Origin of the sequence: Nitrospira moscoviensis, from assembly GCF_001273775.1 — a bacterium.
Taxonomy (GTDB): domain Bacteria; phylum Nitrospirota; class Nitrospiria; order Nitrospirales; family Nitrospiraceae; genus Nitrospira_D; species Nitrospira_D moscoviensis.
Genome location: NZ_CP011801.1, coordinates 645,400 through 665,646 on the forward strand (window position 1 = coordinate 645,400; position 20,247 = coordinate 665,646).

Here is a 20,247-nt window from a genome sequence, read left to right on the forward strand (position 1 = left end):
GAAAAAGAAAGAGCCCGTCAAGAAGTAGATCTTGACGGGCTCTTTCTTTTTCCGGTCTATCTAGCCTGTCTTGTCTATCTGGTTCACCGACCAGACAGACCAGAGAACCAGATAGACCAAATAGACCGCTGGTTACCCTTGAATCTCGTCCCCGATCATTTCCTCGCTCGATGGCATGCCATAGGCCACATACTTAGCATAAGATAGATAGATCGCCGCACTGTCCGTCATGGCTTTCGACCCCGCAGTCATGCGGACGACCTTATCGGATCCCGGCGGCTCAATGTTCTGCAACATCGTGACGTGGTCATGCAAAAGCTTAATATAGCGCTCCACGGCCGATTCGACGTCCTTGTAGGCCTTCAGGATTTCATCCGTCATAATTGTCCTCCCTCACGCGATGAGCATACACTAGGTCATGCGCGTTCTTAAAGGCAAGCCGTCGGCCGCAACGTCGCCGCTCGTGCTTGGCGCCATCCGCCAGGTCCGTCCCTCACTCGAATCTGGCAGGCTCGCCCGGGCCGTCGAGGAATTGTCCCGCCTCTTTACGAAGGAACGACGGTCGCTGCCTTCCCGCTACCTGGACGATCCGGACCATGCCGCCGCCTATCTCAACTATTTCATGCCCGTGAATCTCTCCAAGGTCCAGGTGCTGCTCGACGAGCTTCCACTCGAAGGCAGAGGAGCGGAACAGCGTCTGCGGATTCTCGATGTGGGTTCCGGACCGGGTACAGGCGCCGTCGCTGTGCTGGATTGGCTTTATCGACGGAGCCCTGACTCGGCTCCCCGCCTTTCTGCCGTGGCTGTCGACTCATCACGGGAAGCGCTGCAGCTCGCCCGCGACATCTGGAAACGATACTCTCATGAAGCGGGAATTGCAGGACAAGAGCTCACCTTGTGTCACGGCAACCTTGAACACTCAACGAACGAGTCCTGGCGCAATCAGACCAAGGAACAGGATCCATACGACCTCATCATTCTGGCCAACTGCCTCAACGAGTTATTCGGTACGGTGCCCGACCCCATTGCGTCGCGGACACAGTTCGTGGCCGATCTGCTGCCGCTGCTCAAACCGCACGGCACGATGATGCTGGTGGAACCGGCCCTGAAGCAGACCTCGCGGGCACTCCATCAGGTTCGCGACCGGCTTGTACAGGAGAAGCGGTGCACGATCTATAGTCCGTGCCTGCACGAACGCGATTGTCCTGCCTTGACCCATCCCGACGACTGGTGCCATGAGGAGCGGGCATGGGAGCCGCCGGCTCATATCCGGGAGATTGACGAGCAGGTTGGCTTCATCAAAGACGCGCTGAAGTTTTCGTACCTGCTGCTGCGCAAGGATGGGCAGACAATCACGCAACGGAGTCCGGAGACATTTCGCCTCGTGAGCGAATTGCGCGTCATGAAGGGGGATAGAAGAGCGTGGTTATGCAACGAACTTGGGCGTTTGGAGGTAGGCAGGCTCGATAGGGCGACATCGGAAACCAACGCGGCATGGGACGACTGTCAGCGGGGGACGCTGGTGCGGATCGAGGGGTTGAAACGGAAGGAGGGGGCAACTCTGAGCAGAATTCAGGCGGAAAGCACCGTAGCGGTCATCGAGTGATGTGTGCGAGCTAGTCCGCTTCCGGTTCCGAGCTGCCATGCTGATGGGATACCCGATCTTCGTCGAACAGCTCGGCCATCTCCTCGGCGATCATGTCGCGGTCGTTCGGGACGGAGACGAGCGGAATCTCCTTTCGCTTCGGGGCGGGGGGCTCGGGGTCCGGTTGTTTGGGCGTGTCGTTCATGACGGCAGTATACACTACGCCGCGAAGAAAAAGGGCGCTACTCGAATGCTTCCAGCGAGGACTTTTCGGGGAACGTCCGTTTGCAGTTGGTGCAGGTCACGAAATAGATGGCTTCGCGGACGGACAGGGTGGCGCGAAAGTCCAGGCTCACACCGCGGTGGTCGCAGGCCGTACAGGAGATTTCCTTCAGTCGATAGGGCACATCCGGCTGGGTGCGGAGGTAAAACTCCATGTCGGTGTAGACCGGAAAACTGTAGAAGCACTTTTTGCAGACGCCCCGCCATTCTCCATCCGGCTGCATGAACCGCTGGTCGATCCCGAAGCTGGATCCCTTGCAAATGGCGCACTTGACGCTGCTCAGGCGCTGTTCGACTTGTTCGACGCTTAGGCGGCTCATGATCGTGGCGTCACTCCGATAATCCGCCCAGGAGTATACGGGGTCTCGAAATCTCATCGCAACCATCCATTCATTGACTTGAACTATCTGTTGACGGCCCGCCGGGCTCCACTATACTAGCGAGATCATGCACCTGATTACCGACTCACTCCTGGTGGGCAATCTCGATGATGCGCAGGATCCCTCTCCGGTGATCGGCGGGCTCCTGTTCGTGGCGGAGGAATATATCGTTCGCCCCCCGGACTGGATCGACTATGCCAAGATTCCGTTCAAGGAGTTTGCCGCGCCCAACCCGATGCTCTTGGCCAAGGCGGTGCAGTGGATCGAAGACCACTTGCCGAACAACCGAGTGCTGGTCTGTTGCCGTGCGGGGATGGGCCGATCGGTGTCCGTGGTCATCGCGTATCTATGCTGCGTACAGGGCATGCCATACGAGGACGCCGTCAAGCTCGTGAAAACGAGGCGGCCCGGCGCCATGCCATTGCCTGACCTGGAGGCTGCCATCACAGAAGTGCGCGCCCTACGGGCGGTCTCGTCCGGCAAGGGGCAATCCCCCATCCCCCTGTCCAAACCCCGTTGCGCCTGAGCCGGTCCCCGCTGCCAGTGCCATCCCTTGCCTTTCCCGCTTCTCGCATGGCGTAATCACCCATCCTCGGATACAGACCGAGTGGGGGTGAGGTGTGTTGTGCCGGAGTTACCTGAAGCCGAAGTCGCCGCTCGTCAATTGCGGGCGTGCCTCTCCGGAAAACGTGTCGCCGATATGTGGGTCGGGCGACCGGATATCATTCGGGAAGGGGGCGAAAGCATCGGATGGTATCGCGGAAGTCTGGTTCGGTCCGTCACCCGCCAAGGCAAGAGCGTCATCGTCGAGCTTGAAAAGGGCGCGCAGCAGCGGTATCTCGTCGCCGAGCTCGGCATGACGGGGCTCTTGCTCTTGCCGACCGCCACAATCAAGCATCCCCAGCATATCCATATGACCGTGACGTTTGATCGGCATCCGGACATCACGGTCCGATATTGGAATCCGCGGCGGTTCGGCCGCCTGTCGCTGTTGGATCGGGAGGGGCTCGACCGTTACATCGCGCGCCGTTTCGGCCATGATCCGCTGCTCATCGGTCAGGAAGAATTCGTCGGGCTCCTGCGCCGGCACCGCAGGCGCCTCAAGCCGCTCCTCATGCATCAACAAATCATTGCTGGGATCGGGAACATCTATGCCAACGAGATCCTGTTCAGGACGGCCCTTCATCCCAACGCCGTCGCCTCCCGGTTGAAGCGAACGACGGCGGAGCGATTGTATCGCACGATGCAGGCGGTCCTGCGCGAAGCGATCGCGCGCGGGGGGTCGAGCGTGAAGGATTTTTTCGCGCCGGACGGAACGGAGGGACGGTATAAAGAACGGCATCTCGTCTACGCTCAAGAGAATCGGCCTTGCCACAACGGTTGCGGCGCAGTGATTCGGCGACTGGTCAGTGAACGGAGCTCCTTCTACTGTCCTCTCTGTCAAAAGAACCGCCGCTGCCCGTGAGTTCCGTTGCAGCGGAGGCGGCATTCATCAAGAAAAACCGACGAATATCAGTGTCTTAGAGAATCAGCCAGGGCCGGTGGCCGCACTAGGCCTTTTGATCCCTTCGGGGTTAGGACCTCTGGTGTATTGTGTCACCGAACCGATTTGGCTAGAATCGCCCTTCCTATCCGTGTGTGTATTTGCGTCTTCTTAAGGGAGAACCGTCATGGCCAAGGTGCTGGAAGGCCCCGGAATGGGGCTGATGAAGAAGTGGGGCATTCATGTCCCCAACTATGTCGTCGTCACGTCCGCCGACGAGCTTGCCAAACTGGGGCAGGTCAATGATTGGATGAAAAGCTCCAAGCTCGTGGCAAAGGCGCATGAGGCGCTGGGCTCCCGCTTCAAGCTCGGTCTCGTGAAGGTCGGTCTCGATCTCAACGGAGCCGTGGCCGCCACGAAAGAGATGATCGGCCGTCAGGTCGGGAGCATCACGGTGTCCCAGGTGATCGTCTCCGAAATGATTCCCCACAAGGACGAATATTATTGCGCGGTCAAGTCGACGCGCGAAGGCAGCGAAATCCTCGTCGCCAATTGCGGCGGCATCGAAGTCGAGTCCAACTGGGATCGCGTGAAGCGCCTGACGTTGGATGTCGGCCAGCAGCCGACGCCGGAGGCGTTGGAGAAGCTCGCCAAGGACGCCGGATTCACCGGCCCGCTCATGAAGAAGATGGCCGATTTCGCCGGCAAGATGTTCACCTGCTTCGACAACGAAGACGCCCAATATCTCGAAGTGAATCCCGTCGTGACGCGCGAGAGCGACGGCGAATTGGTGGCGCTGGACGCGGTCACGTTGCTCGATGGCGACGCCAAGTTCCGCCACCCCGATTGGAACTTCACGTTCGCCGCCGAGTTCGGACGCGCCTATACCAAAGACGAGCTCGAAGTGATGGCCGTGGACAGCAAGATCAAGGGCTCGGTCAAGTTCATCGAAATCCCCGGCGGCGATACGGCGATGTTGCCGGCTGGCGGCGGCGCGAGCGTCTATTACTCGGACGCCGTGGTGGCGCGCGGAGGGAAGCTGGCCAACTACGCCGAATATTCCGGCGATCCGCCCGATTGGGCGGTCGAGGTGTTGACCGAAAAAGTGTGCTCGCTGCCCGGCATCAAGAACATCATCGTCGGCGGCGCGATCGCCAATTTCACCGACGTGAAAAAGACGTTCGGCGGCATCATCAACGGATTCCGCAAAGCCAAATCCGACGGTAAGCTCAAGGATGTGAAGATTTGGGTCCGCCGGGGCGGTCCGAGAGAAAAAGAAGGTCTCGACGCCATGCGCGCGCTGAAGGACGAGGGATTCGACATCCACGTCTTCGACCGTAATACCCCGCTCACCGACATCGTTGACAAAGCGCTGCAGAAATAGTGAACAGTGATCAGTGATGAGTGATGGGTGGAGGCCCCACCGATCACGGCTCACTCATCACACATCACTGTTTGAAGAAGAGGAGATCGCGATGAGTATTTTGGCAAACAAAGACACCCGGGTGGTGATACAGGGCGGCCAGGCCGGGGTGAATGCTGCGCGCCGCATGGCGGAGTTCTGCTATCTGATTAAGCGCCCGCTCAATGTCGAAGCCTTCGTCTATCCGCCGGACGCCGGCAAAACGAACGAGATTCCCTACGGCAGCGGTCTCATCGCCATCCCGGTCTACAAGACCATCGTCGAGGCCACCAAGAACCATCCGACGATCAACACCAGCCTGGTCTACATCGGCGCCGACCGTGCAATGAAGGGCGGCATGGAAGCGCTGGACGATCCGCACATCAAGCTGGTCTCCATGATCACCGAAGGCGTGCCGGAGAAGGACGCCAAGCTGTTGGGCGCTCATGCGCGCAAGCTGGGCAAAATCTTCAACGGGCCGTCCTCCATCGGCATCATCTCGGCCGGGTCTTGCCGACTCGGCGTGATCGGCGGCGCATTCGACAACTTGGTGCTCTCGAAGCTCTATCGGGAAGGGTCGTTCGGCGTCATCACCAAGTCGGGCGGCCTCTCGAACGAAATCATCTGGATCTGCTCGCAGTTTGCCGACGGTATCACGACGGCGATCGGCATCGGCGGCGACGCCTACCCGGGCACCGACTACGTCAGCTACCTCGAAATGTTCGAGAACGACCCGCAGACCAAAGCGGTCGTCATCGTCGGCGAGATGGGCGGCGATCTCGAAGAGCGGGCGGCCGAGTGGTACGGCGCGAAGAAGCGCCGGATCAAGCTCATCGGCGTCGTGTCCGGGTTCTGTCAAGAAAGTTTGCCGAAAGGCATGAAGTTCGGCCATGCCGGCGCCAAGGAAGGGATGAAAGGCGAAGGGTCGGCCCGCTCCAAGTCCGATGCGCTGAAGAAGGCCGGCGCCATCGTCCCCCCAACGTTCGGCGCGTTGGGGCCCGCGATCAAGGAAACCTATCAGGAATTACTGAAATCGGGTCAGGCGAAGGAGCCGGTGGAGCCGGCCGTGCTGCCGAAGCTGCCGAAGTCCGTCGAAGAAGCCATGAAGGCCGACGAAGTGATAGTGACACCGCTGATCCGCACCACGATCAGCGACGACCGCGGCGACGAACCCTGCTACGACGGCTATCCGGCCTCCGAGCTCATCAACAAGGGCTACGAAATTCCCCATGTCATCGGCTTGCTCTGGGATAAACGGCTCATCTCGAAACAGGAAGCGGAAATCATCAAGCGCATCATGATGCTGTCAGCCGATCACGGTCCTTGTGTGAGCGGCGCCTATGCGACGATCCTAGCAGCGTGTGCCGGCATCGGGATGTCCCAGGCGGTGGCGGCGGGCCTCATCATGATCGGCCCCCGGTTCGGCGGCGCCGTCACGGACGCCGGTCGCTGGTTCAAATACGCCGTCGACAACAAGATGAACGTGGACGAGTTCCTAGCCTACATGAAGAAGAACGTGGGCCCGGTGCCCGGCATCGGCCACCGCGTGAAGAGCCTGCGCAATCCCGACAAGCGGGTGAAAGAGCTGGTCGGGTACGTGAAGAGTCTGAACATCAAAACGCCGTGTTTGGATTTCGCGCTGGAGGTCGAAAAAATCACGGCGGCCAAGAAAGACAATCTCATTCTGAACGTGGACGGCACCATGGCGGCCGTGCTGGTCGATCTCGGGTTCCCGATCGACAGCCTGAACGGATTCTTCATTTTGTCTCGAACGATCGGGTTGATCGGCCATTGGGTCGATCAAAAGCGCCAGGACAGCCGCTTGATCCGGTTGTTCGATTACCTGGTCAACTACGCGGCGCCCAAACGACGCGAAGTGCCGCCGCTCAAGTAAGCTGACAGCTGATGGCGTCAGCCATCAGCAACATTAACGGAGATTAAGAACATGTCGATGGATCTAGCCAAAAAACTGTACGCCAAGATGCCGGACGTCTTTGTCAAGGCTCGGAAGAAATTCGGCCGCGGCTTGACGCTGGCGGAAAAGATACTCGTGTCGCATGCCGACAATTTCGACACCCAAACCTGGGAGCGCGGCAAGGCCATGCTGGCGTTGCGCCCGGACCGCGTGGCGATGCAGGATGCGACGGCTCAAATGGCCATGCTGCAGTTCATGCAGGCCGGCAAGAAGAAAGCCGCCGTGCCGAGCACGATCCACTGTGACCACTTGATCCGCGCCGAGATGGGCTCCGAGAAAGATCTCCTCCGCGCGATGGACGAGAACAAGGAGGTCTACAACTTCCTGGCCTCCGCCGCCAGGAAGTACGGCATCGGCTTCTGGAAGCCGGGCGCCGGGATCATTCACCAAGTCGTGCTGGAAAACTATGCCTTCCCGGGCGGCTTGATCATCGGCACCGATTCGCATACGCCCAACGGCGGCGGATTGGGGATGCTGGCGATCGGCGTCGGCGGGGCGGACGCGGGCGAAGTCATGGCCGGCCTGCCGTGGGAAGTGCTGCACCCCAAACTGATCGGCGTGCGGCTGACCGGCAAGTTGAGCGGCTGGGCCTCTCCCAAAGACGTCATTTTGTATCTCTGCGGCCTGCTCACCGTGAAGGGCGGGACCAACAAGATCGTCGAATACTTCGGTCCCGGCGCCGAGACAATCAGCGCGACCGGCAAGGGCACCATCTGCAACATGGGCGCGGAGCTCGGTGCGACGACCTCCGTGTTTCCCTTTGACCAGAAGATGGTCGCCTACATGAACATCACGGACCGGGCGGATCTCGCGAATCTGGCGCAGTCGCACAAGGAACTGCTCGCCGCCGATCCGGAGGTCTATCTGTCGCCCGAGAAATACTACGATCAGATCGTGGAGATCGATCTCTCGAAGCTGGAGCCGCACGTCGTCGGCCCGCACACGCCGGATTTGGCCCGACCGGTTTCCAAGCTCGCCGCGGAAGCGAAGGAAAAGGGCTATCCGGTCGAACTGAAAGCGGCGCTGATCGGCAGCTGCACGAATTCCTCGTACGAGGATATCAGCCGCTCGGCCCATGTGGCGCAGCAGGCGTTGAAGGCCGGCTTGAAGGCGAAGACCGCGTTCCTGATTTCACCGGGCTCAGAGCGGATCTACCATACGATGAAGCGGGACGGCTTCCTGGATACATTCGAGAAGCTCGGCGGCACGGTGCTCTCGAATTCTTGCGGGCCCTGCATCGGCCAGTGGAAACGAGCCGACGGCGTGAAGGGCAAAGCCGATTCAATCGTCAGTTCCTTCAACCGCAACTTCCCCGGCCGGAACGACGGCATCAACGAAACCCTGTCGTTCCTCGCCAGCCCGGAAGTCGTGACGGCCTATGCGGTCACCGGCGACCTGGGCTTCGATCCGGTCCATCAAACGGTCAAAGGCGCCGACGGCAAGGAATTCAAGTTCCAGCCGCCGGTGGGGGAAGAGCTTCCGGCCAAGGGGTTCGCCAAGGGTGAAGAAGGCTACGTGGCGCCGGCTGAGAACGGCGACGCCTTGACGGTCGATATTCCGCCGACCAGCGAACGGCTCCAATTGCTCCAGCCCTTTCCCCGCTGGGATGGGAAGGACTTCGAGAAGCTGCCGCTGCTGATCAAGACCAAAGGGAAGACCACGACCGATCACATCTCTCCGGCCGGACCCTGGCTCAAGTTCCGGGGCCACTTGGACAAGATCAGCGACAACATGTTCCTGGGGGCGAATAACGCGTTCTCATCCGAGCCCGGCAAAGGCACCGACGTGCTCACCGGCGAATCCGGGTTGACGATCGCGCAGATCGCCCGGCGCTACAAAGCGAAAGGCATCGGCTCGATCGTCGTCGGGGACGAAAACTACGGCGAGGGCAGCAGCCGCGAACATGCCGCGATGTCGCCGCGGTTCTTGAACGTGCGCGCGGTCATTGTGAAGAGTTTCGCCCGCATTCACGAGACGAATCTCAAGAAACAGGGCATCCTGCCGCTCACGTTCGCCGACCCCAAGGACTACGACAAGATCGAACAGCACGACCGGTTGAGCGCGATGGATCTTAACAATCTGGCGCCCGGCAAGCCGGTCACCGTCGTCGTCCACAAGCCGAACGGTGAGGAGATCAAGGTCCAAACCCATCACAGCATGACCGCGCAGCAGATTAGCTGGTTCAAGGCCGGTTCGGCGCTGAACGCGCTGAACTAAACTCTTAGGATAGTCAGGAAGGGACAAGCCATGGCGAAAGCAGACAAAATCATCTATACGAAGACCGACGAAGCCCCGATGCTGGCGACGTATTCGTTCCTCCCGATCATCAACGCCTTCTCGAAGGCGGCGGGTGTGACGGTGGAGTTGCGGGATATTTCACTCGCGGGCCGCGTCCTGGCCGTGTTCCCGGAATACCTGACGCCGGAGCAGAAGCAGCCAGACGCCCTGGCGGAGCTGGGCGAATTGGCCAAGACGCCGGAAGCGAACATCATCAAGCTGCCGAACATCAGCGCCTCGATTCCCCAATTGGTGGCGACGATCAAGGAGCTGCAGAGCCAGGGCTACAAGCTTCCGGACTATCCGGAGAATCCGAAGGACGACAAAGAGCGGGAGATCAAGGCGAGGTACGACAAGGTAAAGGGCAGTGCCGTCAACCCGGTGTTGCGCGAAGGCAACTCCGACCGCCGCGCCCCCTTGTCCGTGAAGAACTATGCGAAGAAACATCCGCACAAGATGTCGCCGTGGAGTCTGGACTCCAAGACCCACGTCGCCCATATGAAAGGCGGCGATTTCCGGTCCAACGAAAAGTCGCTGACCGTGCCGGCTGCGACCACCGCGAAGATCGAGTTCGTCGGCGCGGACGGCAAAACCACGGTGCTGAAGGACAAGATTGCGTTGCAGGCCGGGGAAGTCATCGACGCGACCTTCATGAGCAAGAATGCCTTGCGGAAGTTCCTCGAAGAGCAGATCGAGGAAGCCAAGAAGCAAGGGGTCTTGTTCTCGCTCCATATGAAGGCCACCATGATGAAGATTTCCGACCCCAAGATCTTCGGTCATGCCGTGACTGTATACTACAAGGACGTCTTCGAGAAGCACGGCGAGACGCTCAAGAAGCTCGGCGTCGATCCGGACAACGGCATCGGAGACTTGTACGCCAAGATCAAGTCCCTGCCCGAAGATCAGCGCAAGGCGATCGAAGCGGACATTCAAGAGGTCTACAAGAAGCGCCCCCCGATGGCGATGGTGAACTCCGACAAGGGGATCACGAATCTCCACGTGCCGAGCGACGTCATCATCGACGCATCGATGCCCCCCGTCATTCGCGACGGCGGCAAGATGTGGGGGCCGGACGGCAAGCTGGCCGATACCAAGTGTGTCATCCCCGACGCCAGCTATGCGCCGGTCTATCACGAAGTCGTCGAGTTCTGTAAGAAGCACGGTGCCTTCGATCCGCGCACGATGGGCAGCGTACCCAACGTCGGCCTGATGGCGCAGGCGGCGGAGGAATACGGTTCACACGACAAGACCTTCAAGGCATCGGGCAACGGAACCATTCGCGTCGTCGACGCGTCGGGCAAAACCTTGCTGGAACACAACGTGGAGGAAGGCGACATCTGGCGCATGTGCCAGGTGAAAGACGCCCCAATCCAAGACTGGGTCAAGCTGGCGGTGAACCGCGCCAAGGCGACCGGGGCGCCGGCGGTCTTCTGGCTGAACAAGGACCGCGCCCACGATGCCGAGTTGATCAAGAAGGTGAACGCCTATCTGCCGAAGCACGATACGACCGGCCTCGATATTCGGATCATGGCGCCGGCGGACGCCTGCCGGTTTTCGCTGGAGCGGATGAAGGAAGGCAAAGACACGATTTCCGTTACGGGGAACGTGCTGCGCGACTATCTCACGGATCTGTTCCCGATCCTTGAGATCGGTACCAGCGCCAAAATGCTCTCGATCGTGCCGCTCTTGAACGGCGGCGGCTTGTTCGAGACCGGCGCAGGAGGCTCGGCGCCGAAGCACGTCCAGCAGTTCCAGGAAGAAGGCTATCTACGCTGGGACTCGCTGGGCGAGTTCTTGGCGCTGGCTGCGTCGTTGGAGCATCTCGCGAAAGCGGGTAACAACCAGGTGGCGAAAATCCTGGCCGACACGCTGGATCAGGCGAACGCCAAGTTTTTGGAGAGCAACAAATCGCCCGCCCGGAAAGTCGGCGAGATCGACAACCGCGGCAGTCATTTCTATCTGGCGCTGTACTGGGCGCAGGCTCTGGCTCAGCAGACGCAGGATCCGAAGCTGGCGGAGCGCTTTAAGAAGATCGCCAAGGATCTGGCGGATAACGAAGCTCAGATCAACAGCGAGTTGCTGGCGGCGCAGGGCAAGCCGCAAGACATCGGCGGGTACTATCATCCGGACGATGCCAAGGCCTCCAAAGCCATGCGTCCCAGCGTGACGTTGAACAGGATCATTGATTCGATCGCGGCATAAAGACAGTGACGAGTGATGTGTGATGAGTGACGAGGGGACAGCGTTTGCTGATCACCCATCACCGACCACCATACGGAATATGGCAACTGACACGGCAGAGAATATCATCGACCAGCCTGAGGTGCTCAAGCCTCGGATGGTGACGATCGAGATCGCCGGCAAGAAGTACGAGGTGCCGGAGGGGATCACCGTCATCAAAGCCTTGTGGTACACGGGCCAGGAAGTGGTGCGCGGCGTCGGCTGCCTCGGCGGATTCTGCGGCGCCTGCGCGACGTACTATCGCACGAAGGACGATCCCAAAGTGAAGACCTGCCTCGCCTGCCAAACGGCGGTGCAGGACGGCATGTCCTTCACGATGATGCCGCCGTTTCCCGCCCGCAAAGCGCTCTACGACATCCAAAAGTTGCAAGACCCCAAGCAGGATCTCTTCAACCTCTATCCGGAAGCGCCGCTTTGCCGGAATTGCAACGCCTGTACGGAAGCCTGTCCGCAGAAAATCGATGTACGGGAAGGCGTCTGGAAGGCCGTGTTCGGCGACTTTAAGAGCGTGTCCGAGATGTTCATGGATTGCGTCATGTGCGGGATGTGCACGCCGGTCTGCATCGCCGACATCGCGCCGAATCTCGTGGCGCTCTACGTGAGCCGCGCGCAGGGCGCGCACTTCACCGACAAACCGTTGGGATTGGAAACCCGCATCAAAGAGATTCAAGAGGGGCGGTTCAACGACGAGTGGAACACAATCCTCAAGATGAACGACAAGGAGCTGGCCGAGCACTGCGCGACGGTGAAATAGCACGGGAAGCAGTCAGCCATCAGCTCTCAGCTTCTGAGAGATGCAGTCGCTGAATGCTGGACGCTGATAGCTGAAAGCTTGAAATGGACATCCACGCACTCCAACAAATCGTTCACAAGACGCGGGACGCCCGCCGTAAACAGACGATTCCGAAATTCCCTCCCGCCGAGCGCGACACGCTGATCAAGAAATATCATCCGGATTTTCGGGAGAGCGCCTACCGGCCGATCCGGTTCGGCCCGAACGAAGGCGATAAAACCGTCGTCGAGCTGGCGACGCTGCTCGAAGGAGACAGCCCCGTCCAGGACGACCTCGACCTCACGCCGCAGTATTCCACGGACGTGTTGGTCATCGGCGGCGGCGGTGCCGGTTGCGCCGCGGCGCTCCATGCCCACGGGGCCGGAGCCAAAGTGATTCTGGCCACCAAGCTGCGGCTGGGCGATTCCAACAGCGTGATGGCGCAGGGCGGTATGCAGATCTCCGTCGCACCGGAGGATTCGCCGGTCACGCATTTTCTCGACACGCTCAAGGGCGGCCACATGCAAAACGACCATGCCTTGCTGAAAGTCATGGTCGAAGACGGGCCGTCGATCGCCAAGTGGCTGATCGAGCTCGGTGTGCTGTTCGACCGCCAGGCGGACGGCAATCTTCATGTGAAGAAGGGCGGCGGCAGTTCCAAGCCTCGGCTCCTGACCTGCTCCGACTACACGGGTCTGGAGATCATGCGGGTGCTCAAGGACGAGGTCATCAATCAAAAGATTCAGTTGCTCGAATTCGCGGCCGCGGTCGAGCTGCTGAGCGACGACGATGGTCAGTGCACCGGCGCGATCTTCAAGGATCTGGACAATCACCGCTACGTCGTCGTGGCGGCCAAGTCTGTCATCCTCGCCACGGGAGGCATCGGCCGGCTGCATATCCAGGGATTTCCGACCAGCAATCACTACGGGGCCACCGGTGACGGGCTCTGCCTTTCCTACCGCATGGGCGCCAAACTGGCGCACATCGACACCTTCCAATACCACCCCTCGGGCGCGGTCTATCCCGAACAGTTGATCGGCGCGCTGGTCACGGAGGGAATTCGCTCCGAGGGCGGCCATCTCGTCAATGCGAAGGGCGAGCGGTTCGTGAACGAGCTCGATACCCGCGACGTGGTGTCCTCCTCGATCATCCGGGAGTGTGAGGAAGGCCGCGGTATCCGCACGATGTCGGGCCGCATCGGGGTGTGGCTCGACACGCCGCTGTTGGACGCTGAGCATGGACCGGGCACCGTCGAGAAGCACTTCCCGGCGATGGTGATGCAGTTTGAACGGTTCGGTATCGATATCAGCAAGGACCCGGTGCTGATCTATCCGACGCTGCACTATCAGAACGGCGGCGTGAAGATCGATGCCAATTCAGAAACCAACGTCCGGAACCTCTTCGTGGCGGGTGAAGCCTCCGGCGGACTGCATGGCCGCAACCGGTTGATGGGCAATTCACTGCTCGATCTGATGGTCTTCGGCAAACGATCCGGCTTGACCGCGGCCTCCCGCGCCGCCTCGATGAAACAGGGCAAGTTGACCCTGAAGCACCTGCAACGGTTCCGCGCCGAAGCGAAGAAGCACGGCAATAGCAGCGGCGTCATCTCGCCGATGATCCTGCCGGCGTATACGCGAAAGGTGGGATAGCGGGACGGGCGAGATGCGCGAGTCTCGCAAGGAGAAGGCATGAACGTTCACGAATTCCAGGCCAAGTCGTTATTTGCCCAGTTCGGTGTACCGGTTCCGCGCGGCAAGGAAATCACGTCTCCCGATGCCGCGACGGCCTGGGCCGATGAGCTGAACACGCCGGTGTTCGTCGTGAAGGCGCAGATCCATGCCGGTGGCCGCGGCAAAGCCGGCGGGGTCAAGATCACGAAAGACAAGGGCGCGGTTGCCGGCCTGGCGAAAGAATTGCTCGGCAAAACGCTCGTGACCCATCAGACCGGGCCGAAGGGCCGCAAGGTCCATCGTCTGTTGATGGAAGAAGGGGCCAACATCGCCAAGGAACTGTACCTCTCCATCCTCGTCGATCGCGACACCGGCTGGCCGACCTTTATCGCCAGCACCGAAGGCGGGATGGAAATCGAAGAGGTGGCGGAAAAAACGCCGGAAAAGATCATCAAAGAAGCCATCGACCCGGCCGTCGGCTTCCAGGGCCACAACGGCCGCAACGTCGCCTTCGCGCTGGGTTTGCAAAACATCGAACCGGCGGTGATCAACCCGTTCGTCCAGATGCTCGGCAACCTGTATCGCCTCTTCATGGAAAAGAACGCGGCGTTGGTCGAGATCAATCCACTCATCATCACGAAAGAGAAAACGCTGGTCGCGCTCGACGGCAAAGTCTCGTTCGACGACAACGGCCTCTTCAAGCACAAGGACGTGCAAGAGATGCGCGACTTGAACGAGGAGGAGCCGCTGGAAATCGAAGCCACAGCCAACACCCTCAATTACGTGAAGCTCGACGGCAACATCGGCTGCATGGTGAACGGCGCCGGGCTTGCCATGGCGACGATGGATGTGATCAAGCTGGCCGGCAGCGAGCCGGCGAACTTTTTGGACGTGGGCGGCGGCGCGACGAAAGAGACCGTGGCGGCCGGGTTTCGCATTCTTCTCAAAGATCCGAACGTGAAGGGCATCTTCATCAACATCTTCGGCGGCATCGTCCGCTGCGAGCGCATCGCCCACGGCGTCATCGAAGCGGCCAAGGAAGTGCACATCAATGTGCCCCTCGTGGTTCGCCTGCAAGGGACGAATGCGGAAGAAGGCCGAAAGCTGCTCGCCGACTCGGGTTTGAAGCTCGAAGTGGCCGATGATTTGTGGGAAGCCGCACAGAAAATTGTGAAGCTGACGGGTAAGGCGGCATAGGAGTGCGAGGCGGGGGAGCGGCCCGTGTGCTTGCCCACCGCGCGCAGAAGAGACGGGTCTGATCCCGTCGCCAAGATCAATCGAATGGGCTCCGGGTCGAACGAGTTCTGTTCGGCGGTGCTCGGTGGATGCGCGCAGTAAAGGGCCGCTCCCCGCCTGCGAATGGAAAAAGAAGGATAAAGGAGAACGCCGTGAGCATTCTCGTCAATAAGAATACGCGAGTGGTGGTGCAGGGGATCACGGGGAAGGAAGGCTCCTTCCATGCGACCCAGTGCAAGGCTTATGGCACGAAAGTCGTGGCGGGCGTCACGCCGGGCAAGGCCGGACAGGAAGTCGAGGGCATTCCGGTCTTCAATACGGTGGTCGATGCGGTCAAGAAGACCGAGTGCGATACCTCGCTGATTTTCGTCCCGCCGCCGTTTTGCGCCGATGCGATTCTGGAGGCGGCCGACGCCGGCATCAAGCTCATCATCTGCATCACGGAAGGCATTCCGGTCAATGACATGGTGAAGGTGAAGCGGGCGCTGCGCGGCCGGGACGCACGATTGATCGGCCCGAACTGCCCCGGCGTCATCACGGTCGATGAAGCGAAGATCGGCATCATGCCGGGCTTCATTCACAAGAAGGGCATCGTCGGGGTCGTGTCCCGCAGCGGCACCTTGACGTATGAGGCCGTCCATCAGCTGTCGACACTCGGATTGGGCGAAACCACCTGTGTCGGCATCGGCGGCGATCCGGTCAACGGGACCGGCTTCGTCGATGTGCTGCCGTTGTTCGAGAAGGACCCGGAAACTCAGGCGATCGTGATGATCGGTGAGATCGGCGGCGATGCCGAGGAAAAGGCGGCTGAGTACATCAAGAAGCACGTCAAGAAACCGGTGGTCAGCTTCATCGCCGGCATCACCGCGCCCCCGGGTCGTAGAATGGGCCATGCGGGCGCGATCATTGCGGGCGGCAAGGGCACGGCGGCCGAAAAGATGAAGGCCCTCGAAGCGGCCGGCGTGAAGGTCGTCAAGAATCCGGCTGAGATCGGCAGCGCAGTCAAGAAGGCGCTCGGCCGCTAAGCCGGCAGAGTCATCGTGAACGGGGTGGTGGACGATGTCCATCACCCCATTTTTTGCCCGTTGCGCTACCGCAGTGTTAAGGCAACGTAAAGCGGTGCGCTTGAGAAGCGTTCGAGTTTCTCCGCTGTCAGCCCTATTTCCTTCCCAATCAGCATCTATCGTGGTATGGTCCAGTCGCTGTTCAATCGGCTCGCCATTCGTTCCGTTCTCGTCCCGGCCGTCCTCAGCAGCGTGTTCAGTGACAGTCTAGATCGGGTAAGGAGCATGATTGCGAGTTTTTCTCATCCACGTCCGTGACCCCCAGTTCTACGCGCTTCCCGCCAAGACCCGCGCCAAAAACGGCAATGTCCGCGTCATGGGTTTTCCTCCCATCGGCATCATGTCCCTGTCCTCCGTCGTGAAACAAGCGGGACACGAGTGTGTCATGTTCGATCAGGCGAATCCAGAGACGCCGAACGACATCATTATCGAGCGTATCGATCGCGAGCAGCCGAACCTGGTCGGGCTCAGCTTTCTCAGCACGACGAGCTATCCCTACGCCAAGATCCTGGCCCGTCAGATCCGCGCCAAGAACCGGACGGTCAAGCTTGCGTTCGGCGGGGTCTTTGCGAGCCTCAACGCCGCGCTGATCAAGCTGCAATGTCCCGAGGTCGATTTCATCTGTCGCGGGGACGGCGAACAATTGTTGCTCGACCTGCTGGATCGGCTTCAGGATCCGGAGGACATTGCCGGCCTGACTTGGATGAAAGACGGGGCGGTCATGCAGAATCCGAGTCGTCCCATGGAGCGCCAGCTCGATCAATGGCCCTTCCCCGACCGGGAAAATCTCCAGTTGGATTTCGTGGAGTCCATGCCGCTGGACGTGCCCGCGGTGCTCTCGATGGAACGCTTCACGACGATGCAAACGTCGCGCGGCTGTCCCTGGCCCTGCGTGTTTTGCGACATTCCGATCTTCAACGAAGGCAAATGGCGGGCCCGCAGCGCGGCCCATGTGGTGGCCGAGCTGAAGCATCTCCAAGAGCTTGGCTATGGGGCCGTCTATTTCGTAGACGATCACTTCCTGCTGCAGCCGAAGCGTATCGAGGCCATTTGCAGCGGGATCAGGGAGGAGCGTCTCACGATCCAGTGGGGGATCGAAGGGCGTGTCGATTCGGTCGCGCAGCATTTGTTTCCAGCCATGGCCCAGGCCCATTGCCGAACGGTGATGTTCGGGATCGAAAGCGGGAGCCAGAAAATATTGGATCGACTCAAGAAGGAGCAGACGCTGGACGAAGTACGAACTGCGGTCACGAATGCGAAGCAAGCGGGCATCGAGATCGTCCATGGCTTCTTCACGGTGGGGAACCCTGATGAGACCGTCGACGATATGCGGGCGACGTTCGATTTCGCGTCGGCACTGCCGCTCGACACGTTCGGTTTCAACCGGCTCTGCGTCTATCGCGGCACGCCTCTCTGGCAGGAGTATGTGAAGCGCGGATTGGTGAATGAGATCGCCGACTGGTACAAGTATTTCAAATGTTCGGAGATCGATCCGACCTGCCTTCCCGGCGCGACAATCAACCGCGTCAGGCAGGAGGGCCTCAAGAAGCTCTTCTTATATAAACTCAGCCGGTATCCCATCCAGACGTTCAAGCTGCTGCGACGATTCCTGCGGTATATGCCGGTGCGCGACGTGGTCTATTTGATCATCAAGCCCTTTCTGGGGCAGAAGAAGGGCGCGACGAAGGCGGAGGTCCTGTCACGCGCCATCGAACATGCGGACATCAAAGACGCCGCGGCGCAGTTGACGCAGCTCACCGATGACATGCTGCACAACGTGCTTGAGTCGTCGCGCAAAGAACGGCTCCGTATTCAACAGGAAGCCGAGGGCAGACGTGAACTCCCCATGCTGCCGGCGCGCTGACCGGACCCTGCCGGCGCGGCGTGTACGCTCATCGTGAAAGCGGCTGCACCAGCTCATCCGCCCACAGCCACGGAGATCCTTCGTCTTCGTGCTTGCAATAAACGAAGCAGTCCTGGCCGTGCTGAGACGATTCCCGAAGCCGGTCCGCCCACCGACTGAGTTGCTGCTTGTCGTACGCGCTCTTGCGAAGCCGCGCATACCGAAAATCTGCCGTGTCCCGCTGCTCTGCCGCACGCTCGTCCGTTTCGACCGCGGCCCAGGCGACATTATGATCATGGAGGAGCCGCTCAATCTCGGCTGTGTGCCAGCTGTCATGGCGAAATTCCAGAGCCCATCGGTGGGTCGACGGCAGTGCGTCGAGGAAGGCTCCCAGCCGTGCGTCCTCGCGTTTCAACTGCGGGGGTAGCTGAAGCAGAATAGGGCCGAGCTTGCCGGCCTGACGGAGCGGTTCGAGCCGCTCCAGCATGGCCTTCAACGTGGGGAGCCCTTCCGGCTTGAGCCGGCGGATATGGGTGATCTCACGATGGGCTTTCGGAGCATAGATAAAATCTGCGGGCGTTTGATCGATCCAGGCCCGCACCGTCTTGTCGGTCGGGAGGCGGTACCAGACGCCGTCCAGTTCGACGGTCTGATACCTGCTTGCATAGTAACGTAGAAAACCGGCTTGCTTGATATCGGGCGGATAGAAGCGATCCGCTCCCTGCCAGGCTTTGTAGGAGTAGCCGGATAGGCCGATGTAGATGCGGGCCATACGCAACCAAGAGGAGAGTCGCTGCTTGATTATACCGAGATGCCCCAGAGCTGTTTGGCCAGGAGCCCGATCGCATAGGTGACGGTGACAGCGATGGCGATGATGACCAGATTCAACGTGATCCGGCGTTGGACGTCCATACCGGATAGAAACGAGAGAATCGTCGAGACGACGATGACCATGAATCCGGCCGTGAGGACTGAAAATAACGGGTCATCGGCTCCAAACAACACCGGCAGCACCGGCACGACGGCGCCGGCCAGATACGCGGAACCAACCACGAGGGCCGACGAGAGGGGTTGTTCTTCCATCGGGCTTGATTCGCTCTCTTCCTCGAGAAAAATTCGCTTGGCGACCTCGGTCGATTTCACTTCCTTCTCCGAATTCAATGCCAGGAACGCGCCAGCCCCCATGGACAGCGCGCCGGCCACGGCGGTGGTCGAGGCGGCGATGAGGACCGTGGTGGTACTGCCGAAGGCGCCGAAAAATCCGCTGACGGCTCCGAGAATCTCCACCAGACCGTCGTTCAGACCCAGAAAGATGTTCCGAATCTTCTCCGCGTTGATCTTCCGCTGCGTCAGCGCCGTGACCAGCACGTCCTCGTGTTTGAATTCGTCCATCAAAATGCCGCGCAACGCTTCCCCGAGCGGCTGGCGCTGATACTCCTTCCACAACGCCAGATACTTGCGGACACCGTGCACTTCGATCGCCTCCAGTACAAGGTGGATCCCTGTAGTGCCCAAGAGCCGGCAGGCGAGGAGCATGATCTGAAGCTTCAGGCGGCGACCCCAATCGAGCCGCTCCAGCTTGTAACCGAAGAACTTCTGCCAAAACGCGAGATGTTGGGTTTCGACTGTAATCAGCTCGTTGAGCGTCGCCTTGGACTCATCATCGCCGGAAATACCATGCAGAGCCCTGTACAACGAAAGGTCGAACAGTTCGTCCAGAATCAAGGCGCGGGCTAATGAGGCGTCGTATTGGTAGGATGCCGCCATCGACTGCTCGTGAAGGGCGCACAATATCGTCGACGAGCCGGGCTCGTCAGGGCTTCAACGACCGATCACCGCCGGGATCAGCCGAGTACGAAATACACGCTCAGGCCGACCGCTGCGAGCAAGGCGACGCCGAACATCACCTTCTCATGTCCGCATAGGCCTTCCTGCGCCTTGCAGGCGGCGAGCGAGCACATTACCGACATGGTCGCTCCTCCTCTATGCACAGTGAAAACGATACGCCGGTAGGGAGGACGAGTCAATGGCGGGGAG

General features: G+C 60.1%; 18 protein-coding genes. 12 read left to right on the plus strand and 6 right to left on the minus strand.

The window, feature by feature from the left end:
* Nucleotides 1-132: 132 nt before the first annotated feature.
* The gene (locus NITMOv2_RS03160; RefSeq protein ID WP_053378511.1) at nt 133-381 is read right to left on the minus strand and encodes a hypothetical protein; all 249 of its coding nucleotides are present in this window, start codon (nt 379-381) and stop codon (nt 133-135) included.
* A gap of 37 nt (nt 382-418) precedes the next feature.
* Between NITMOv2_RS03160 and NITMOv2_RS03165 the strand changes: the two genes are divergently transcribed.
* Nucleotides 419-1,606: a small ribosomal subunit Rsm22 family protein gene (locus tag NITMOv2_RS03165; protein WP_053378512.1), complete on the plus strand. Its 1,188-nt coding sequence runs from the start codon at nt 419-421 to the stop codon at nt 1,604-1,606.
* 10 nt (nt 1,607-1,616) lie between these two features.
* Here NITMOv2_RS03165 and NITMOv2_RS23750 read toward each other — a convergent pair whose 3' ends face one another.
* Nucleotides 1,617-1,790, minus strand: coding sequence for a hypothetical protein (locus NITMOv2_RS23750; RefSeq protein ID WP_187299351.1), 174 nt, complete (start codon nt 1,788-1,790; stop codon nt 1,617-1,619).
* A gap of 37 nt (nt 1,791-1,827) precedes the next feature.
* Nucleotides 1,828-2,244, minus strand: a complete 417-nt coding sequence (locus NITMOv2_RS03175) for a hypothetical protein (RefSeq protein ID WP_238590448.1) — start codon at nt 2,242-2,244, stop codon at nt 1,828-1,830.
* Nucleotides 2,245-2,314: 70 nt separating this feature from the next.
* Here NITMOv2_RS03175 and NITMOv2_RS03180 point away from each other — a divergent pair, with 70 nt between their 5' ends.
* From NITMOv2_RS03180 to NITMOv2_RS03230, 11 genes are all read left to right on the plus strand, one after another.
* A complete protein-coding gene (locus tag NITMOv2_RS03180) occupies nt 2,315-2,773 on the plus strand; it encodes a dual specificity protein phosphatase family protein (protein WP_053378514.1) in 459 nt (152 codons plus the stop codon).
* A 99-nt stretch (nt 2,774-2,872) separates the two neighbouring features.
* A complete protein-coding gene (mutM, locus tag NITMOv2_RS03185; RefSeq protein ID WP_187299352.1) occupies nt 2,873-3,712 on the plus strand; it encodes a bifunctional DNA-formamidopyrimidine glycosylase/DNA-(apurinic or apyrimidinic site) lyase in 840 nt (279 codons plus the stop codon).
* Nucleotides 3,713-3,917: 205 nt separating this feature from the next.
* The gene (locus tag NITMOv2_RS03190) at nt 3,918-5,114 is read left to right on the plus strand and encodes an ATP citrate lyase citrate-binding domain-containing protein (RefSeq protein ID WP_053378516.1); all 1,197 of its coding nucleotides are present in this window, start codon (nt 3,918-3,920) and stop codon (nt 5,112-5,114) included.
* 91 nt (nt 5,115-5,205) lie between these two features.
* A complete protein-coding gene (locus tag NITMOv2_RS03195; protein ID WP_053378517.1) occupies nt 5,206-7,026 on the plus strand; it encodes a citrate/2-methylcitrate synthase in 1,821 nt (606 codons plus the stop codon).
* Nucleotides 7,027-7,077: 51 nt separating this feature from the next.
* On the plus strand, nt 7,078-9,324 hold the full coding sequence (locus NITMOv2_RS03200; RefSeq protein ID WP_053378518.1) for an aconitate hydratase: 2,247 nt from the start codon (nt 7,078-7,080) through the stop codon (nt 9,322-9,324).
* Nucleotides 9,325-9,354: 30 nt separating this feature from the next.
* Nucleotides 9,355-11,586, plus strand: a complete 2,232-nt coding sequence (locus NITMOv2_RS03205; protein ID WP_053378519.1) for an NADP-dependent isocitrate dehydrogenase — start codon at nt 9,355-9,357, stop codon at nt 11,584-11,586.
* Between the two features lie 79 nt (nt 11,587-11,665).
* A complete protein-coding gene (locus NITMOv2_RS03210) occupies nt 11,666-12,379 on the plus strand; it encodes a 2Fe-2S iron-sulfur cluster-binding protein (protein WP_053378520.1) in 714 nt (237 codons plus the stop codon).
* An 83-nt stretch (nt 12,380-12,462) separates the two neighbouring features.
* Complete coding sequence (locus tag NITMOv2_RS03215; RefSeq protein WP_053378521.1) at nt 12,463-14,046, plus strand: FAD-dependent oxidoreductase; 1,584 nt, start codon at nt 12,463-12,465, stop codon at nt 14,044-14,046.
* A 39-nt stretch (nt 14,047-14,085) separates the two neighbouring features.
* A complete protein-coding gene (gene sucC, locus NITMOv2_RS03220; RefSeq protein ID WP_053378522.1) occupies nt 14,086-15,264 on the plus strand; it encodes an ADP-forming succinate--CoA ligase subunit beta in 1,179 nt (392 codons plus the stop codon).
* Between the two features lie 191 nt (nt 15,265-15,455).
* Nucleotides 15,456-16,328: a succinate--CoA ligase subunit alpha gene (sucD, locus tag NITMOv2_RS03225; RefSeq protein ID WP_053378523.1), complete on the plus strand. Its 873-nt coding sequence runs from the start codon at nt 15,456-15,458 to the stop codon at nt 16,326-16,328.
* 268 nt (nt 16,329-16,596) lie between these two features.
* Nucleotides 16,597-18,231 carry a B12-binding domain-containing radical SAM protein gene (locus NITMOv2_RS03230; RefSeq protein ID WP_053378524.1) on the plus strand — a complete coding sequence of 545 codons (1,635 nt, stop codon included), beginning with the start codon at nt 16,597-16,599 and terminating at the stop codon, nt 18,229-18,231.
* Between the two features lie 28 nt (nt 18,232-18,259).
* On the opposite strand, the gene NITMOv2_RS03235 is transcribed toward NITMOv2_RS03230, so the two are convergent.
* The 3 genes from NITMOv2_RS03235 to NITMOv2_RS24590 all read right to left on the minus strand — a co-directional run bounded on the left by NITMOv2_RS03235 (nt 18,260) and on the right by NITMOv2_RS24590 (nt 20,180).
* On the minus strand, nt 18,260-18,982 hold the full coding sequence (locus tag NITMOv2_RS03235) for a DUF72 domain-containing protein (protein ID WP_053378525.1): 723 nt from the start codon (nt 18,980-18,982) through the stop codon (nt 18,260-18,262).
* 29 nt (nt 18,983-19,011) lie between these two features.
* Entirely contained in the window at nt 19,012-19,977 is a 966-nt protein-coding gene (locus tag NITMOv2_RS03240) for a VIT1/CCC1 transporter family protein (RefSeq protein ID WP_053378526.1), read from the minus strand.
* 77 nt (nt 19,978-20,054) lie between these two features.
* On the minus strand, nt 20,055-20,180 hold the full coding sequence (locus tag NITMOv2_RS24590) for a hypothetical protein (protein ID WP_274519498.1): 126 nt from the start codon (nt 20,178-20,180) through the stop codon (nt 20,055-20,057).
* Nucleotides 20,181-20,247 lie beyond the last annotated feature (67 nt).

Bases quoted from the DNA above. Each gene is read 5' to 3' on its own strand.
- NITMOv2_RS03160 (WP_053378511.1), bottom strand. From the start codon at position 381: ATGACGGATGAAATCCTGAAGGCCTACAAGGACGTCGAATCGGCCGTG.
- NITMOv2_RS03165 (WP_053378512.1), top strand. From the start codon at position 419: ATGCGCGTTCTTAAAGGCAAGCCGTCGGCCGCAACGTCGCCGCTCGTG.
- NITMOv2_RS23750 (WP_187299351.1), bottom strand. From the start codon at position 1,790: ATGAACGACACGCCCAAACAACCGGACCCCGAGCCCCCCGCCCCGAAG.
- NITMOv2_RS03175 (WP_238590448.1), bottom strand. From the start codon at position 2,244: ATGAGATTTCGAGACCCCGTATACTCCTGGGCGGATTATCGGAGTGAC.
- NITMOv2_RS03180 (WP_053378514.1), top strand. From the start codon at position 2,315: ATGCACCTGATTACCGACTCACTCCTGGTGGGCAATCTCGATGATGCG.
- NITMOv2_RS03190 (WP_053378516.1), top strand. From the start codon at position 3,918: ATGGCCAAGGTGCTGGAAGGCCCCGGAATGGGGCTGATGAAGAAGTGG.
- NITMOv2_RS03195 (WP_053378517.1), top strand. From the start codon at position 5,206: ATGAGTATTTTGGCAAACAAAGACACCCGGGTGGTGATACAGGGCGGC.
- NITMOv2_RS03200 (WP_053378518.1), top strand. From the start codon at position 7,078: ATGTCGATGGATCTAGCCAAAAAACTGTACGCCAAGATGCCGGACGTC.
- NITMOv2_RS03205 (WP_053378519.1), top strand. From the start codon at position 9,355: ATGGCGAAAGCAGACAAAATCATCTATACGAAGACCGACGAAGCCCCG.
- NITMOv2_RS03210 (WP_053378520.1), top strand. From the start codon at position 11,666: ATGGCAACTGACACGGCAGAGAATATCATCGACCAGCCTGAGGTGCTC.
- NITMOv2_RS03215 (WP_053378521.1), top strand. From the start codon at position 12,463: ATGGACATCCACGCACTCCAACAAATCGTTCACAAGACGCGGGACGCC.
- sucC (WP_053378522.1), top strand. From the start codon at position 14,086: ATGAACGTTCACGAATTCCAGGCCAAGTCGTTATTTGCCCAGTTCGGT.
- NITMOv2_RS03235 (WP_053378525.1), bottom strand. From the start codon at position 18,982: ATGGCCCGCATCTACATCGGCCTATCCGGCTACTCCTACAAAGCCTGG.
- NITMOv2_RS03240 (WP_053378526.1), bottom strand. From the start codon at position 19,977: ATGGCGGCATCCTACCAATACGACGCCTCATTAGCCCGCGCCTTGATT.
- NITMOv2_RS24590 (WP_274519498.1), bottom strand. From the start codon at position 20,180: ATGTCGGTAATGTGCTCGCTCGCCGCCTGCAAGGCGCAGGAAGGCCTA.